The 15,633-nt window shown below is 66.9% G+C and carries 17 protein-coding genes; all 17 read left to right on the top strand.

The annotated features are described in order from the left end of the window. Window positions 1–2 precede the first annotated feature (2 nt). The 17 genes from ligA (at window position 3) to ACYVB7_RS14815 (ending at window position 15,608) form a co-directional block, all read left to right on the top strand. Window positions 3–470, top strand: a complete 468-nt coding sequence (gene ligA, locus ACYVB7_RS14895) for a protocatechuate 4,5-dioxygenase subunit alpha (RefSeq protein ID WP_460509111.1) — start codon at window positions 3–5, stop codon at window positions 468–470. Between the two features lie 2 nt (window positions 471–472). After that, entirely contained in the window at window positions 473–1,342 is an 870-nt protein-coding gene (locus ACYVB7_RS14890; protein ID WP_460509109.1) for a class III extradiol ring-cleavage dioxygenase family protein, read from the top strand. 2 nt (window positions 1,343–1,344) lie between these two features. Next, window positions 1,345–2,313, top strand: coding sequence for a Gfo/Idh/MocA family oxidoreductase (locus tag ACYVB7_RS14885; protein ID WP_460509107.1), 969 nt, complete (start codon window positions 1,345–1,347; stop codon window positions 2,311–2,313). 55 nt (window positions 2,314–2,368) lie between these two features. After that, window positions 2,369–3,043: a TetR/AcrR family transcriptional regulator gene (locus ACYVB7_RS14880; protein ID WP_460509105.1), complete on the top strand. Its 675-nt coding sequence runs from the start codon at window positions 2,369–2,371 to the stop codon at window positions 3,041–3,043. Window positions 3,044–3,138: 95 nt separating this feature from the next. After that, window positions 3,139–3,672, top strand: coding sequence for a TRAP transporter small permease (locus ACYVB7_RS14875; protein WP_460509102.1), 534 nt, complete (start codon window positions 3,139–3,141; stop codon window positions 3,670–3,672). An 18-nt stretch (window positions 3,673–3,690) separates the two neighbouring features. Next, window positions 3,691–4,968, top strand: a complete 1,278-nt coding sequence (locus tag ACYVB7_RS14870) for a transporter permease (RefSeq protein WP_460509099.1) — start codon at window positions 3,691–3,693, stop codon at window positions 4,966–4,968. A gap of 72 nt (window positions 4,969–5,040) precedes the next feature. Continuing rightward, entirely contained in the window at window positions 5,041–6,051 is a 1,011-nt protein-coding gene (locus ACYVB7_RS14865; protein ID WP_460509097.1) for a TRAP transporter substrate-binding protein, read from the top strand. Continuing rightward, window positions 6,048–6,527: a type II 3-dehydroquinate dehydratase gene (gene aroQ / locus ACYVB7_RS14860; protein ID WP_460509095.1), complete on the top strand. Its 480-nt coding sequence runs from the start codon at window positions 6,048–6,050 to the stop codon at window positions 6,525–6,527. Before ACYVB7_RS14865 ends, aroQ begins: the two co-directional genes overlap by 4 nt. Window positions 6,528–6,546: 19 nt before the next feature. Then, complete coding sequence (locus tag ACYVB7_RS14855) at window positions 6,547–7,377, top strand: shikimate dehydrogenase family protein (RefSeq protein ID WP_460509093.1); 831 nt, start codon at window positions 6,547–6,549, stop codon at window positions 7,375–7,377. Window positions 7,378–7,393: 16 nt separating this feature from the next. Next, window positions 7,394–8,296, top strand: a complete 903-nt coding sequence (locus tag ACYVB7_RS14850; protein ID WP_460509091.1) for a 4-hydroxyphenylpyruvate dioxygenase — start codon at window positions 7,394–7,396, stop codon at window positions 8,294–8,296. Window positions 8,297–8,306: 10 nt separating this feature from the next. Then, on the top strand, window positions 8,307–9,191 hold the full coding sequence (locus ACYVB7_RS14845) for a sugar phosphate isomerase/epimerase family protein (protein ID WP_460509089.1): 885 nt from the start codon (window positions 8,307–8,309) through the stop codon (window positions 9,189–9,191). Window positions 9,192–9,291: 100 nt separating this feature from the next. After that, window positions 9,292–10,428 carry an FIST N-terminal domain-containing protein gene (locus tag ACYVB7_RS14840; RefSeq protein WP_460509087.1) on the top strand — a complete coding sequence of 379 codons (1,137 nt, stop codon included), beginning with the start codon at window positions 9,292–9,294 and terminating at the stop codon, window positions 10,426–10,428. 51 nt (window positions 10,429–10,479) lie between these two features. Continuing rightward, the gene (locus ACYVB7_RS14835) at window positions 10,480–11,595 is read left to right on the top strand and encodes an ATP-binding protein (protein WP_460509085.1); all 1,116 of its coding nucleotides are present in this window, start codon (window positions 10,480–10,482) and stop codon (window positions 11,593–11,595) included. A 141-nt stretch (window positions 11,596–11,736) separates the two neighbouring features. Then, window positions 11,737–12,438 (top strand): c-type cytochrome, encoded by a 702-nt coding sequence (locus ACYVB7_RS14830; protein ID WP_460509083.1) that lies wholly within the window; start codon window positions 11,737–11,739, stop codon window positions 12,436–12,438. Continuing rightward, window positions 12,435–13,904, top strand: coding sequence for a c-type cytochrome (locus ACYVB7_RS14825; protein ID WP_460509081.1), 1,470 nt, complete (start codon window positions 12,435–12,437; stop codon window positions 13,902–13,904). The genes ACYVB7_RS14830 and ACYVB7_RS14825 overlap by 4 nt, the downstream gene beginning before the upstream one ends. Before the next feature lie 38 nt (window positions 13,905–13,942). Beyond that, window positions 13,943–14,266 carry a DUF2834 domain-containing protein gene (locus tag ACYVB7_RS14820; protein ID WP_460509079.1) on the top strand — a complete coding sequence of 108 codons (324 nt, stop codon included), beginning with the start codon at window positions 13,943–13,945 and terminating at the stop codon, window positions 14,264–14,266. 268 nt (window positions 14,267–14,534) lie between these two features. Next, window positions 14,535–15,608 carry a hydrogenase small subunit gene (locus ACYVB7_RS14815; protein ID WP_460509077.1) on the top strand — a complete coding sequence of 358 codons (1,074 nt, stop codon included), beginning with the start codon at window positions 14,535–14,537 and terminating at the stop codon, window positions 15,606–15,608. The last annotated feature ends 25 nt before the right edge of the window (window positions 15,609–15,633 follow it).

The following is a 15,633-nucleotide window of genomic DNA, read 5'->3' as shown; positions in this document are numbered from 1 at the left end:
CCATGGCGCTCGACAAACCCTACCTGGACGTGCCCGGCACCCTCATTTTTGATGCCGAGCAATCGCGCAAAGGCTACTGGCTCAACCAGTTCTGCATGAGCCTGATGAAGGCCGAGAACCGCGAGCGCTTCAAGGCCGACGAGCGGGCCTACCTCGACGAGTGGGCCATGACCGAAGAGCAGAAGCAGGCCGTGCTGGCCCGCGACCTGAACTGGTGCATGCGCACCGGCGGCAACATCTACTTCCTGGCCAAGATCGGTGCCACCGACGGCAAGAGCTTCCAGCAAATGGCGGGCAGCATGACCGGCATGACCGAAGACGAGTACCGCACCATGATGGTCAACGGCGGCCGCCGCATCGACGGCAACCGCTACCTGGGCGAGGACGGCGACGCCCAACCCCACCGGCAACCGCAGGGTGCCGCTGCACGCCTTCAGCCGCAGGGCTCCACCCCCCCGAAAGCACACTGACCATGGCCCGCATCACCGCCTCCGTCTACACCAGCCACGTGCCCGCCATAGGCGCCGCCCTGGACCTGGGCAAAACCCACGAACCCTACTGGCAGCCCGTGTTCCAGGGCTACGAGTACTCCAAGCAGTGGATGAAGGACCACAAGCCCGACGTGATCTTTCTGGTGTACAACGACCACGCCACCGCCTTCAGCCTGGACCTGATCCCCACCTTCGCCATTGGCACCGCCGCCCAGTACCAGCCCGCCGACGAAGGCTGGGGCCCGCGCCCGGTGCCTGTGGTCCAGGGCCACCCCGAGCTGGCCAGCCACATCGCTCAAAGCGTGATTCAGCAGGACTTCGACTTAACCATCGTCAACAAGATGGACGTGGACCACGGCCTGACCGTACCCCTCAGCCTCATGTGTGGCGAGCAACACCCCCAAACCGGCGCGTGGCCCTGCCCCGTGATCCCCTTTGCCGTCAACGTGGTGCAGTACCCCGTGCCCAGCGGCCAGCGTTGTTTTGCGCTGGGCCAGGCCATCCGCAAGGCGGTGGAAAGTTACGACGACGACCTGAACGTGCACATCTGGGGCACGGGCGGCATGAGCCACCAGCTGCAAGGCGCACGCGCCGGGCTCATCAACCGCGAGTGGGACAACGCCTGGCTGGACAAACTCATCACCGACCCCGCCGGCTGCGCCGCCACCCCGCACATCGACTACGTGCGCGAAGCGGGCAGTGAAGGCATTGAGCTGGTGATGTGGCTCATCGCCCGCGGCGCTATGGCCGACGTAGCAGACAAGTCAAATACAGTAAGCGTAAAACATCGTTTTTATCATGTACCCGCCAGCAACACGGCGGTGGGTCACCTCATTCTGGAGAACAACTGACCATGAGCCAAACCATCCAAGCCGGGACCATCAAGGTTGCATTGGCCGGCGCCGGTGCCTTCGGCATCAAACACCTGGACGGCATCAAGAACATCCCGGGCGTGGAAGTCGTCAGCCTCATCAGCCGCGACCTGGACAAGACCCGCGAGGTGGCCGCCAAGTACGGCATTGGCCACGTCACCACCGAGCTGGCCGACAGCCTGGCCCTGCCCGAGGTGGACGCCGTCATCCTGTGCACGCCCACGCAGATGCACGCCAGCCAGACCCTGGCCTGCCTGAAGGCGGGCAAACACGTGCAGGTGGAAATCCCGCTGTGCGACGTGCTGGCCGAAGGCGAAGAGGTGGTGCGCGTGGCCGAGGCCAGCGGCCTGGTGGCCATGTGCGGCCACACCCGCCGCTTCAACCCCAGCCACCAGTACGTGCACAAGAAGATAGCGGCCGGTGAATTCAACATCCAGCAAATGGATGTGCAGACCTACTTCTTCCGCCGCACCAACATGAACGCGCTGGGCCAGCCCCGCAGCTGGACCGACCACCTGCTGTGGCACCACGCCGCGCACACGGTGGACCTGTTCGCCTACCAGGCGGGCAGCCCCATCGTGAAGGCCAACGCCATCCAAGGCCCCATCCACCCCACGCTGGGCATTGCCATGGACATGAGCATCCAGCTTCAGGCGGCCAACGGGGCCATCTGCACGCTGAGTCTGAGCTTCAACAACGACGGCCCGCTGGGCACCTTCTTCCGCTACATCGGCGACACGGCCACCTACATCGCCCGTTATGACGACCTGGTGAATGGCAAGGAAGAAAAGATCGACGTGAGCCAGGTGGACGTGAGCATGAACGGCATCGAGCTGCAAGACCGCGAGTTCTTTGCCGCCATCCGCGAAGGCCGCCAGCCCAACGCCAGTGTGGCCAGCGTGCTGGGCTGCTACCAGGTGCTGCACCAGCTGGAGCAGCAGCTCAAATAAGCGGGCTGCTGTGTGGGCAACACCTGCCCGCCCAACCCGCTCCTATACTGGCGCAATGAACGAACCAGTACAAAAAGCAGACGAGACAAGCGCTCCCGCCACCGGCACCACCGGGCGGACCAACGACCCCGCCCGCACCATGGCCGAGATCCTGGCCGTGGCCACGCACGAGTTTGCCGACAAGGGGTTGGCGGGCGCGCGCATTGACGAAATTGCCGCCGCCACGCGCACCAGCAAGCGCATGATTTACTACTACTTTGGCAGCAAGGAAGGGCTGTACATCGCCGTTCTGGAAGACGCCTACCGCCGCGTGCGCAGCATCGAGGGTGAGCTGCACCTGGACGACCTGCCGCCCGTCAAGGCGCTGGAGGCGCTGGTGGCCTTCACCTTCGACCACCACAACGGCAACCAGGACTATGTGCGGCTGGTGATGTCCGAAAACATCCTGCGCGGCCAGTACATCGCGCAAAGCGCCAGCATCCAGGCGCTGAACGTGCCAGCCATCCAGTCCATCCGCCGCCTGTACGACCGGGGCGTGGCCGAGGGGGTGTTCCGCGCCGGGCTGGACCCGCTGGACATCCACGCCCACATCTCGGCACTGTCGTTTTTCAACGTGTCCAACCAGTACACCTTTGGCCAGATCTTCAAGCTCCAGGTCCAAGACCCTGAGGTGCTGGCGCGGCGCAAGGCCAACGTGATGGACATGGTGGTGCGCTACGTGCGCGCCTGACCTCGCGCACCCTCGGTGCACCCTAGGGTTTGTCCCAGATCAAAAAATACTAACCATTTCGTACATTTTGATCTCCTGACACACGGAGACATCGATTGATACAGCAACTTGTCCGCCATTACTGCCGTCTGCTCTCGGGGCTGATGGTGGTTGCGCTGGCCCTCATGGTCGTCATGGTGTTTGGCAACGTGGTGATGCGTTACGGCTTCAACTCCGGCATCACCCTGTCTGAAGAGCTGTCGCGCTGGCTGTTTGTGTGGATGACCTTCCTGGGGGCCGTCATCGCCCTGCAAGACCGCGCCCACCTGGGCACCGACTCGCTGGTGGCCCGGCTGCCGGTGGCGGGGCAAAAGCTGTGCCTGGGTGCCAGCCTGGTGGGCATGCTGTACATCAACTGGCTGGTGTTCCAGGGGGCGTGGCAGCAAACGGTCATCAACTGGGACTCCACCAGTGCCGTGATGGAAACCTCCATGGGCTACTTCTACGCCAGCGGGGTGGTGTTCTCGGTGCTGGGAACCCCCATCCTGCTGCTCAAGCTGTGGCTGCTGGTCACGGGGCAGATGGCCGATGCCGACCTGATCGGCATCCGCGAGTCCGACGACATGCCCCACGGCGACCCCCACCCCTGAGCCCCAAGGAGTCACAGAATGACCATTGCCATCTTCCTGGGTTCACTGCTGGCCGCCATGGCCATTGGCATGCCCATTTCGTATTCGCTGCTGGTGAGCGGTGCCGCGCTGATGTGGCACCTGGACATGTTTGACGCGCAGATCCTGGCGCAAAACCTCATTGAGGGCTCCAACAGCTTTCCGCTGCTGGCGGTGCCGTTTTTCATGCTGGCGGGCGAGATCATGAACGCGGGCGGCCTGTCCAAGCGCATCGTGCTGTTGGCCATGTCGCTGGTGGGGCACATCCAGGGCGGGCTGGGGTATGTGGCCATCATGGCCGCGGTGCTGATGGCGGCGCTGTCGGGCTCGGCGGTGGCCGATGCCGCCGCGCTGGCCGCCCTGCTGCTGCCCATGATGGCCCACGCCGGGCACGACCGGGCGCAATCGGCCGGTCTGCTGTCGGCGGCGGCCATCATCGCGCCCATCATCCCGCCCAGCATCGGTTTCGTGATTTTTGGCGTGGCCGCCAACGTGTCCATTTCCAAGCTGTTCATGGCTGGCATTGCCCCGGGCGTGATGCTGGGGGTGGCGCTGTGCATCACCTGGTGGTACGTGTCGGGCAAGGAGCGTGTGCAGCCCCCGGCCAAGGCCACCACGGCTGAGCGGGTGCATGCCTTCAAACAGGCGCTGTTTGCGCTGGGCCTGCCCGTCATCGTGATCGTGGGCCTGAAGATGGGCGTGTTCACCCCCACCGAGGCCGCCGTGGTGGCCGCCATGTATGCGCTGGTGATTTCCATGTTCGTCTACCGCGAACTGAAGTGGGGCCAGCTGTACGGCCTGTTCCTGGCGGCGGCCAAGACCACGGCGGTCATCATGTTCCTGGTGGCGGCGGCCATGGTGTCGGCCTGGCTGATCACGGTGGCGCAGCTGCCCGACCAGCTGGTGAGCCTGCTGGAGCCCCTGCTGGACAGCCCCAAGCTGCTGATGGCCGCCATCATGCTGCTGGTGATCGTGGTGGGCACGGCCATGGACATGACGCCCACGGTGCTCATCCTCACCCCGGTGCTGATGCCCATCGTCAAGGCCGCGGGCATCGACCCGGTGTACTTCGGCGTGCTGTTCATCATGAACAACGCCATTGGCCTCATCACCCCGCCCGTGGGCACGGTGCTCAACACCGTGGCCGGTGTCGGCAAGGTGAGCATGGACGAGGTCACCAAGGGCGTGTGGCCCTTCATGCTGGCCCAGTTTGCGCTCATGTTCCTGATGGTGCTGTTCCCGCAACTGGTGATGGTGCCCGCCCGCTGGTTCTATTGATTTGATAGCTGCTTGCGCTTTTTCTAAAAGCGATATAGCCCATTTTTACCCTCAAATTCAACCGGAGACCCCATGAAACGCCTGATGCTCAAGACCCTGCTGGCCGCTGTGGCCGCCACCGCCTTCACCGCCACGGCCACCCAGGCCCTGGCGCAGGAGCGCACCCTCAAGTTCGCCAACCAGAACAGCAAGGGCCACCCCATCGTGCTGGGCATGGAGAAGTTTGCCGAGCTGGTGGCGGCCAAGTCGGGCGGCAAGATCAAGGTCAACGTGTTCCCCGGCGGCACGCTGGGGTCGGACCAGGCCAACGTGTCGGCCCTGCAAGGCGGCACGCTGGAAATGGCGTCCATGAACTCGGGCATCTTCGCCAGCCAGGTGAAGGAGTTCGCGGTGTTCGACTTCCCCTTCATGTTCGGCAACACCCAGGAGGCCGACGCCGTGATGGACAGCGCCTTTGGCAAGGCCCTGCACAAGAAGCTGGAAGACAAGGGCCTGGTGGGGCTGGCGTATTACGAGCTGGGTTTTCGCAACATCACCAACAGCAAGCGCCCCATCACCAAGCTGGAAGACCTGGAGGGCTTGAAGCTGCGCGTCATCCCCAACCCCATCAACGTCGATTGGGTGAAGGCCCTGGGCGCCAACCCCACGCCCCTGCCCTTCCCCGAGCTGTACGCCGCCCTGGAACAAGGCGCGGTGGACGGGCAGGAAAACCCCTTTGCCACCATCAACTCGGCCAAGCTGTACGAGGTGCAAAAGCACATGGTGCTGTCCAACCACCAGTACAACCCGCAGTCGGTGGTCGTCAGCAAGAAGTTCTGGGACAAGCTCAGCCCGGCGGAACAAAAAATCCTGGCCGACGCCGCCGTCGAATCGGCCAAGTTCCAGCGTGAGCAGGCCCGCGCCCAAGCCGCCGGCATCCTGGACAACCTGAAGAAGAACGGCATGCAGGTCACCCAGCTGTCGGCCCAGGACATGGGCCGCCTGCGCGACAAGATGCGCCCCGTCACCGCCAAGTACGCCGTGTCGGTGGGCCAGGAAACGGTGCAGGCCGTCCAGGCCGAAATCGCCAAGGTGCGCAAGTGAGTGCTCAGCCCAGCGCCCCCAAGGTCCTGCTGCTCAACGGGCCCAACCTCAACCTGCTGGGCACCCGCGAGCCCGGCCAGTACGGCCACACCACCCTGGCCGACGTGGAGGCCCGCTTCTGCGCCGCAGCCCAGGCGCGGGGCTGGGAAGCCGAGTGTGTGCAAAGCAACTGGGAAGGGACCTTGCTGGACAAGATCCACGAGTACGGCCGCCTGTTTGCCAACGGCCAGGCCGTGGGCGTGGTGCTCAACCCCGGGGCCCTCACCCACACCAGCGTGGCCCTGCACGACGCCATCAAGGGCGTGGGCGGGCTGCCGGTGATCGAGGTGCACATCTCCAACGTGCACGCCCGCGAAGCCTTCCGCCACCACTCGTGGGTGTCGCCCGTGGCCGCGGGCATCGTCGTCGGCTTCGGGGTGGACGGCTACCTGCTGGCGCTGGACGGCCTGGCCCGCACAACGTCTTCCCCTGCCTGAACCTGTGTTGTCTCCCACCATGATCAACGGTCACACCGAACTGATTGCCCACATCGGCTACCCCACGCACAGCTTCAAGTCGCCGCAGATCTACAACCCGTATTTCGAACATGCGGGCATCAACGCGGTGGTGGTGCCCATGGGCTGCCAGGCGGCCGACTACCCCGCTTACCTCAAGGCCGTGTTCAGCCTCACCAACATCCGCGGGGCGCTCATCACCATGCCCCACAAGGTGACCACGGTGGGGCTGCTGGACGAGGTCACGCCCGCCGTGCGCGTGGCCGGGGCATGCAACGCGGTGCGCCGCCTGCCCGATGGCCGCCTGCTGGGCGACATGTTCGACGGCGCCGGCTTTGTGCGCGGCGTCCAGCGCAAGGGCCTGAACCTGCGCGGCGCACGGGTGCTGGTGGTGGGCACCGGCGGCGTGGGCTGCGCCATTGCGGCCTCGCTGGCGGGCGAGGGGGTGGGCCACATGGCGCTGTTTGACCTCAACCCGCAAGCCGCAGACAACCTGGCCCAGCGCCTGAAGCAGCACCACCCCGCCATTGAGGTGCGCACCGGCAGCAACGACCCTGCCGGGTACGACCTGGTGGTCAACGCCACCCCCATGGGCATGAACGAGGGCGACCCCCTGCCCATGGACATGGCCCGCATCGCCCCCGACACCTTTGTGGGCGAGGTGGTGATGCGCACCGAAATGACCGCCTTCCTCCAGGCCGCCCGCGCCCGCGGCTGCCGGGTGCAGGTGGGCTCGGACATGCTGTTCGAGCAGATTCCCGCCTACCTGGAGTTTTTTGGCCTGCCCACCACCACCGCCGAAACGCTGCGCGCCGTGGCGCGGCTGGATTGAACCGCCCCCACCCACCATGCCCCACACCGCCAACCCCATCGACCGCGAAGCCGTGCCCCACATGCCCAACCGCCTGGGGCTGGAGGGCATTGAGTTCATCGAATACGCCACCACCCGCCCGCAGGCGCTGGGCCAGGTGCTGGAGGCCATGGGGTTTCGCGCCGTGGCCCGCCACCGCTCGCGCGAGGTGGTGCTGTACCGCCAGGGCAGCATGAACCTGGTGGTCAACGCCCACGCCGACGACGCCCGCGTGTCCGCCACCACCGACGGGGCCCCCGTCATCTCCGCAGTGGCGTTTCGCGTGCGGGATGCGCTGCACGCCCACCGCGCCTGCCTGCAACTGGGTGCCTGGGACGTGGCCAGCCACGCACAGGCCATGGAGCTGCACATCCCGGCCATCCAAGGGCCGGGGGGCAGCCGCTTCTACTTTGTGGACCGCTGGCGCGAGTTCAGCATTTACGACGTGGACTTTGTGCCCATTCCCGGCGTCGATGCGCACCCTCCCGCGCTGGCGGGGTTGGGGTACTTCGGCATCGTGCAGTACATCGGGGCATCGCGCACCCGCGAGTGGGTGGCCTACCTGGAAACGCTGTTCAACTTCATCACCATCCCCGACGATCGGCGCTTTGGCATCCTGCCCTCGGGCACGCTGCTGGCCAGCCCCTGCGGCCAGTTCTTGTGGCAGCTGGTGGAGCCCGATCCACGCATGGAAGACGACGCCAGCCCCGAGTGCCTGCAACGCATCGGCCTGGGCACGCCCGACGTGCATGCCGCCGTGGCGCTGCTGAGCCAGCGGGGCATGGCCTTCGTCGATTCCGCCCACCTGCACCCCGAAGACCGCGGGGCGCTCACCCGGGCCGCCCTGGGCTCGGTGTCGTTCGAGCTGGTGCACCAACCCACCCAACCCCTGTACGCCTGAGGGCCGCGCCATGAACCGCCTGCACCGCTTCGGCATGGACACCATCACCCTCGCGGGCTCGCTGGACGCCAAACTGGCCGCCATGCGCGGTGCCGGGTTCGACCAGGTCATGCTCAGCGCCCGCGACCTGGTCGGCCACCCCGGCGGCGTGCCCGCCGCCACCCAGGCGGTGCGCGACAGCGGCCTGCGGCCCACGGGTTTTCAGGTGCTGCGTGATTTCGAGGGCCTGTCGGGCCACCTGCACGACTACAAGGTGGACATTGCCCAGGCCATGCTCCAGATGTGTGTGGCCACCGGAGCCAAGGTGCTGCTGGCCTGCTCGTCCACCTCGCGGCATGCGTCGCAAGACCCCGACGACCTGGCCCGCGACCTGCGCAAGCTGGCCATGCTGGCCCTGCCCCTGGGCATCCAGGTGGCCTACGAGGGCCTGAGCTGGGGCCGCACCATCAACGAATACACCACCGCCTGGGACGTGGTCTGCCGGGCCGACTTTCCCAACCTGGGGCTGGGACTGGACTCGTTCCACATGCTGGCCGCCCGCACCCCGCTGACCGCCCTGGACAGCGTGGACCCGGACAAGATCTTCCTGGTGCAGCTGTCCGACTTCATGTGGCAGGACGCCCACAGTTTTGAAGAACGCATGGCCACCGCCCGCACCTTCCGGGTGTTCCCCGGCGAGGGCGTGCACAGCGAGCAGCTGGCCGAGCTGGTGATCCAGCTGGAGCGCCTGGGCTACCGGGGCGACTACAGCTTTGAGGTGTTCAACGACGACTACCAGCAACTGCCCCTGCAGCGGGTGGCCCAACGCGCCCGACGCAGCGCCCTGTGGCTGAGCGAGGCGGTGTTGCACCGCCCCGCCCCCTTGCCCGCCTGGACCATGGCCCCCACGGACTGACCCGCGCAGGCCCCTGCCATGCGCCGGGTGTATTGACCCTGCCGCGCGATGGCGATACCGTGGCACCTCCATCGTCCTGCCGTCTGCCCACGGAGATGCCATGAGCCCTGCTTCCCCCCTGCGCCGGGGGCACACCCAAGCCCCCGAGGCCCGCGAGGCCGTGGCCCAGCTTCACGCCCAACTGGCCCTGCCCGACTTGGCCGCCGTGGTGTTTTTTTGCTCGCCCAGCCATGACCTGGACGCCCTGGCTGACGAAATGAACCGGCGCTTTGCCGGGGTGCCTGTGGTGGGCTGCACCACGGCCGGCGAAATCGGTCCGCTGGGCTACCAGGACCACAGCCTGTGCGGCATGGGGTTTTCGGCATCGGCCTTTGTGGTGGAAACCGCCCTGTTCCCGTCGCTCCAGACGTTTGACATGGCCTCCGGTCAAGCCTTTGCCACCGCATGGGCCGAGCGGCTGGAGCAGCGCCAGGGCGGCCCCCACACCTTCGGCCTGCTGCTGATCGACGGCCTGTCGCTGCGCGAAGAACCGGTGGCCCACGCGCTGCAAGACGGCCTGGGCACGGTGCCGCTGCTGGGCGGGTCGGCTGGCGACGGCCTCAACTTTCAGCAAACCCGGGTGTTTCACCACGGGCGTTTTCATGCCGACAGCGCGGTGCTGTTGCTGGCGGCCACCACCTTGCCGCTGCGGTTGTTGCGCACCCAGCACTTTGTGGCCGATGGCGAGCGGCTGGTGGTCACCGACGTGGATGAGGCGCGGCGGGTGGTGCGCGAAATCAACGGCCTGCCCGCGGTGGCAGAGTACGCCCGGCTGGTGGGTGTGGCGCCTGAGCAACTCACCCCCGAGCACTTTGCCAGTTGGCCCGTGGTGGTCATGATCGACGGCACCGACTACGTGCGGTCCATCCAGCACGCCAACCCCGATGGCAGCCTGACCTTCTACTGCGCCATCGACGAAGGCGTGGTGCTGCGCGTGGCCCACGGCCAGCACCTGCTGGAGCAGACCCAGGCCGCGCTGGCCGATGTCGAGCAAGAGCTTGGCGGCATTGAAGGCATGCTGGTGTGCGACTGCATCCTGCGTAACCTGGAAATCACCGCCAACGGCAGCAAACCCGCGGTGGCCGAATTGTTCAAACGACACAACGCCGTGGGTTTCAGCACCTATGGCGAACAGTTGGGAGGCGTGCACATCAACCAGACGCTGACGGGCATTGCTTTCGGCCCCCCTTCGGGGTAGCCCCACAGGCCCTGCCGACCACGACAGCGCCCCCAGGAGAGGACGGATCCCATGAACCAGAACAACACCGCAGGAGCCGCGGCCGCGACCGCCGCCTTGCAGGCCGAAGTGACGCGGCTGCAGAAAATCGTCAATGCCCTCGTGCACCGCGCCGAGCGGGAAGCCAGCGCCAAAAGCTCCCATTTCGGCCTGTTCCAAAACGCCGTCCGGCTGGAAACCCAGGTGCAGCGCCGCACCGCCGAGCTGCAAGCCGCGCTGCATGAAAACGAACACATCAACCGCGACCTGACGCGCGAGCGCGAAGAGCAGCGCACCCTCATCAAAAAGCTGGAAGAGGCCCACAACCAGCTGCTGCAATCGGAAAAACTGGCCTCCATCGGCCAACTGGCCGCTGGGGTGGCCCACGAGGTCAACAACCCCATCGGGTTCGTCAACTCCAACCTGGGCACCCTCCAGGCTTACGCCGCCGACCTGCTGAACCTGCTGCAACTGTACGAGGCGCTGGAGCCCGAACTCTCGCCCGCCTCGCGCGAGCGTTTGGCGGCGGCCAAAGCGCAGATCGACCTGGCCTATGTGCGCGACGACATGGTGGCCTTGATTGCCGAATCCATTGAAGGCACGGGGCGTGTGCGCCGCATCGTGCAAGACCTGCGTGACTTCTCCCGTCCCGCAGACGCCCAATGGCAACTGGCCGACGTGCACCAGGGCCTGGAAAGCACGCTCAACGTGGTGGCCAACGAAATCAAATACAAGGCCGACGTGGTGCGCGACTACGGCACCCTGCCCGCCATCGAATGCCTGCCCCAGCAGTTGAACCAGGTGTTCCTGAACCTGCTGGTCAACGCCGCCCAGGCCATTCCCGAGCGCGGCACCATCACCCTGCGCACCCGGGTCGATGGCGAGCAGGTGTTGATCAGCATCCAGGACACCGGTAGCGGCATCCCCGCCGAGATACGCGAACGCATCTTCGACCCCTTCTTCACCACCAAGCCCGTGGGCAAAGGCACCGGGCTGGGGCTGTCGGTCACCTACGGCATTGTGGAAAAACACAGCGGCCGCATCGAACTCGACAGCCTCCCCGGGCAAGGCACCACGTTCACCGTGCGCCTGCCCCTGCGCCAGCCCATCAACCCGCCAGACAGCGCCGACCCCTTCCCGGAGGGCTGAGCGCCCAACCAGGCCCTCGCTCGCGCAGCCCCCTCCTGCATGGGGCTTTTTGCCACTCACCGCTTTCACCACTTGAGAATACCGCTCTCTTTTTTAAACAAGCTGCGCCCCCGCACCATGGGGTGGATGTGCGCCCTGTTCATGGCAGGCCCCACCCCGCAGGCCCTGGCACAAACCGCCGCACAACCCCCAGCACAACCCGCCGCCCAAGCCGTGCCCGACACCCTGGCCGCCCGTGTGGCGGTGTGCACCACCTGCCACGGCGACCAGGGGCGCGCCGGGCCCGACGGCTTCTACCCCCGCCTGGCGGGCAAACCCGCGGGTTACCTGTACAACCAGCTGCGCCACTTCCAGCAAGGGCGGCGCAGCCACCGGCTCATGGCCCATCTGGTCGATCCGCTCAGCCCCGACTACCTGCGCGAAATGGCCCAGCACTTTGCCGCGCTGGACCTGCCCTACCCGCCTCCCCTGCCCACCACCGCCCCACCCGCCGTGCTGACCCACGGCCAGCGCCTCGCCCGCGAAGGTGACCCCGCCCGCCAACTGCCCGCCTGCACCGCCTGCCATGGCGCTGCCCTGACGGGCGTGCAACCCAATACCCCCGGCCTGCTGGGCCTGCCCCGCGACTACGTCAACGCCCAGCTGGGCGCGTGGCGCACCGGCAGCCGCCAGACCGAGGCCCCCGACTGCATGGCCCACATGGCCCAAGGGCTGACGCTGGACGACATTGCCGCCGTCAGCGCCTGGCTGGCCGCCCAGCCCCTGCCCCGCAACACCCACCCGGCCCCGGCCCCGGCCTCCACCACGCCACCGCCCCTGCGCTGCGCCGGAGGTCAACCATGAACGCCCGGCTTGGTTCCCGGGGTCACCCGGGGAAGCGACCGTTCACCCTGCCCCTGGTCTTGGCGTTGGCATGGGTGGGGGCGGTGTGCGCCGCCTTGGGCTGGCTGCTGTGGCCCAGTGCCCCCTTGCCCGTGGCCCCTTCAACGCCTGATTCCTCCGCCGTGCCCGACGCGGCGCACGCCACCCGCGTGGACCAGGGCCGCCTGCTGGCCACCCTGGGCAACTGCCAGCACTGCCACACCGAGCGCGGGCAAGCCCCTTACTCCGGCGGGCGGGCCATCACCACGCCGTTCGGGGTGGTGTACAGCAGCAACCTGACGCCGTCGGCCCAAGGCTTGGCGGGCTGGACCGCTGGCGACTTCTGGCGCGCCCTGCACCATGGCCAGTCGCGTGACGGGCGCTGGCTCACCCCGGCCTTCCCCTTCCCCAACACCACCCACATCACCCGGGCCGACAGCGACGCGCTGTGGGCCTACCTGCAAAGCCTGCCTCCGTCGGACCACGCCGTGCCCCCCGCGGCGCTGGACTGGCCTTACAACACCCAGGCCGCGCTCAAGGTGTGGCGGGCGCTGTACTTCCGCCCGGCCCCGGAGGCGGCAGACGCCCCCCCGCCCGTGGCCGCCTCCACGGCACCCACCTCTAGCGCCCCAGCGTCCGAGTCCGCGCCCGAGTCCGCCGCCCAAACGGTGCAACGCGGGGCCTACCTGGCGCAGGGGCTGGCCCATTGCAGCGCCTGCCACGCCCCACGCAATGCCCTGGGCGGCAGCGCCGACCCGCTGGCGCTGACGGGCGGGCTGATGCCGGGCCAGAACGCCTACGCTCCCTCACTGCACGACCCGTCCGAGGGCGGCGTGCAGGACTGGACGCCCGAGCAAGTGGTGGCCCTGCTGCGCACGGGGCGCAGCGCCACCGCCACGGGCCTGTCCACCGTCACCGGCCCCATGGCCGAGGTGGTGCAGCACAGCACCCAGCACTGGCCCGAGGCCGACCTGCAGGCCCTGGCCGCCTACCTGCGCCAGCTGCCACGCACAACCAAACCGTCCACGCCCTCCACGGCCACCGCCGTGCCCGCAAGCCCCCCGCCGGTTCCGGCGGCCCAGGCCACGCTGGGCGCACGCCTGTACCAGGACCGCTGCGCCGACTGCCACGGGGCGCAGGGTGAGGGCCGCCGACTGGCAGCCAACGGTTCAGCCCCGTTGACCGACTGGGCCTACCCGCCACTGGCGGGCAACCGCGCGGTCACGCTGGCATCCCCAGCCAACCTGGTGCAGATGGTCATGAACGGCGGCTACGCCCCGGCCACGGCGGGCCACCCCCGCCCGTTTGGCATGCCGCCCTTTGTGCTGCAACTGTCCGACGCCGAGCTGGCCGCGGTGCTCACCCACATCCGCACCCAGTGGGGCCACCAGGCCGCCCCGGTGACCGAGCTGCAAGTGCAGGCCCTGCGCGGCAGCCCGGCGCGATGAATCACCCCCTTTCCCACAACCCTTGAAGCTGATCCCCCATGAAAACAAGCACCGTCTACCTCGTCCTGTCAATCCTGGGTGCCGCGCTCCCGCTGTCGTTCTTCGTGCCTTTTGTGGCCGCGCACGGCTTGGACGTGCCGCTGTTCTTTGCGCAGCTGTTTGCCACCCGGATCAGCGGCTTTTTCGCGATGGACGTGCTGGTGTCCGGGCTGGTCACCGTGGTGTTCACGCTGAGCGAGTCCCGCCGCCTGGGCCTGCGCCAGGGGCCTTGGTGCCTGCTGGGGCTGGGCGTGGGGGTGTCGCTGGCCTTGCCCTGGTTCCTGTGGTTGCGCCAACGCCACCTGGAAGCCAGCACCCAATGAACAACCACCTTCCACATTGACAAATATCCGGCAACAAACTTTCCACACCCAAACCCACACCCCACACCACGGGCAGTGAGCTGAAAGTTTTTTCCCATCGAAATCAAACACCTACGGACACCCATCCGGACTAACCCTAGCCCCATCGATTCTGGCCCGTGACTTGCGAACGGCAGGCCACATGCCACTTCGTCCTGCCCCTTGCACGGTGGGACGGCTGGCCCTCCGGGCTCACGCCTGCCCCCCACGTCAACGGAGACAAGCCACGATGGAAACCTTTTACGAGGTCATGCGCCGCAAGGGCATCACCCGCCGCAGCCTGATGAAGTACTGCTCGCTCACGGCCACGTCGCTGGGGCTGGCCCCGTCGGTGGTGCCGCAGATCGTCCACGCCATGGAAACCAAGCCGCGCACCCCGGTGCTGTGGCTGCACGGGCTGGAGTGCACCTGTTGCACCGAGAGCTTCATCCGCAGCGCGCACCCGCTGGCCAAGGACGTGGTGCTGTCCATGATCAGCCTGGACTACGACGACACGCTGATGGCCGCCGCCGGTCACCAGGCCGAGGCCATCCTGGACGAGATCATCACCAAGTACAAGGGCAACTACATCCTGGCGGTGGAGGGCAACCCGCCGCTCAACGAAGACGGCATGTTCTGCATCCAGGGCGGCAAACCCTTCCTGGACAAGCTCAAGCGCGTGGCCAAGGACTGCAAGGCCGTGATCGCCTGGGGTTCCTGCGCCAGCTGGGGCTGCGTGCAGGCCGCCAAGCCCAACCCCACGCAGGCCACGCCCATCCACAAGGTGATCACCGACAAACCCATCATCAAGGTGCCGGGCTGCCCGCCCATCCCCGAGGTGATGACGGGCGTGATCACCTACATGCTGACCTTCGACAAGATCCCCGAGCTGGACCGCCAGGGTCGGCCCAAGATGTTCTACAGCCAGCGCATCCACGACAAGTGCTACCGCCGCCCGCACTTCGACGCCGGCCAGTTCGTCGAGGCGTTTGACGACGAATCCGCCCGCAAGGGTTACTGCCTCTACAAGGTGGGCTGCAAGGGCCCCACCACCTACAACGCCTGCTCCACCGTCATGTGGAACGAGGGCACCAGCTTCCCCATCAAGGCGGGGCATGGCTGCATCGGCTGCTCGGAAGACGGTTTCTGGGACAAGGGCTCGTTCTACGACCGGCTGACGCAGATCCACCCGTTCGGCATCGAAGCCAACGCCGACCAGGTCGGCACCACCGCCGTGACCGTGGTGGGCGCCGCCGTGGCGGCACACGCGGCCATCTCGGTGGCGCGGCGCGTGCGCGAGACCTCGGGACAAACCCCGTCCTGACGCCCCAAAACCTCAAAACAAATCC

This window comes from Hydrogenophaga soli, from assembly GCF_054777695.1.
The sequence above is the reverse complement of the archived record's forward strand: the minus strand, read 5'-3'. Positions and strand labels throughout refer to the sequence as shown.

Coding starts and splice junctions, on each gene's coding strand:
- ACYVB7_RS14855 (WP_460509093.1), top strand. CDS start 6,547: ATGATCAACGGTCACACCGAACTGATTGCCCACATCGGCTACCCCACG.
- ACYVB7_RS14890 (WP_460509109.1), top strand. CDS start 473: ATGGCCCGCATCACCGCCTCCGTCTACACCAGCCACGTGCCCGCCATA.
- ACYVB7_RS14845 (WP_460509089.1), top strand. CDS start 8,307: ATGAACCGCCTGCACCGCTTCGGCATGGACACCATCACCCTCGCGGGC.
- ACYVB7_RS14880 (WP_460509105.1), top strand. CDS start 2,369: ATGAACGAACCAGTACAAAAAGCAGACGAGACAAGCGCTCCCGCCACC.
- ACYVB7_RS14820 (WP_460509079.1), top strand. CDS start 13,943: ATGAAAACAAGCACCGTCTACCTCGTCCTGTCAATCCTGGGTGCCGCG.
- ligA (WP_460509111.1), top strand. CDS start 3: ATGGCGCTCGACAAACCCTACCTGGACGTGCCCGGCACCCTCATTTTT.
- ACYVB7_RS14865 (WP_460509097.1), top strand. CDS start 5,041: ATGAAACGCCTGATGCTCAAGACCCTGCTGGCCGCTGTGGCCGCCACC.
- ACYVB7_RS14830 (WP_460509083.1), top strand. CDS start 11,737: ATGGCAGGCCCCACCCCGCAGGCCCTGGCACAAACCGCCGCACAACCC.
- ACYVB7_RS14870 (WP_460509099.1), top strand. CDS start 3,691: ATGACCATTGCCATCTTCCTGGGTTCACTGCTGGCCGCCATGGCCATT.
- ACYVB7_RS14840 (WP_460509087.1), top strand. CDS start 9,292: ATGAGCCCTGCTTCCCCCCTGCGCCGGGGGCACACCCAAGCCCCCGAG.
- ACYVB7_RS14825 (WP_460509081.1), top strand. CDS start 12,435: ATGAACGCCCGGCTTGGTTCCCGGGGTCACCCGGGGAAGCGACCGTTC.
- ACYVB7_RS14815 (WP_460509077.1), top strand. CDS start 14,535: ATGGAAACCTTTTACGAGGTCATGCGCCGCAAGGGCATCACCCGCCGC.
- ACYVB7_RS14835 (WP_460509085.1), top strand. CDS start 10,480: ATGAACCAGAACAACACCGCAGGAGCCGCGGCCGCGACCGCCGCCTTG.
- ACYVB7_RS14885 (WP_460509107.1), top strand. CDS start 1,345: ATGAGCCAAACCATCCAAGCCGGGACCATCAAGGTTGCATTGGCCGGC.
- ACYVB7_RS14850 (WP_460509091.1), top strand. CDS start 7,394: ATGCCCCACACCGCCAACCCCATCGACCGCGAAGCCGTGCCCCACATG.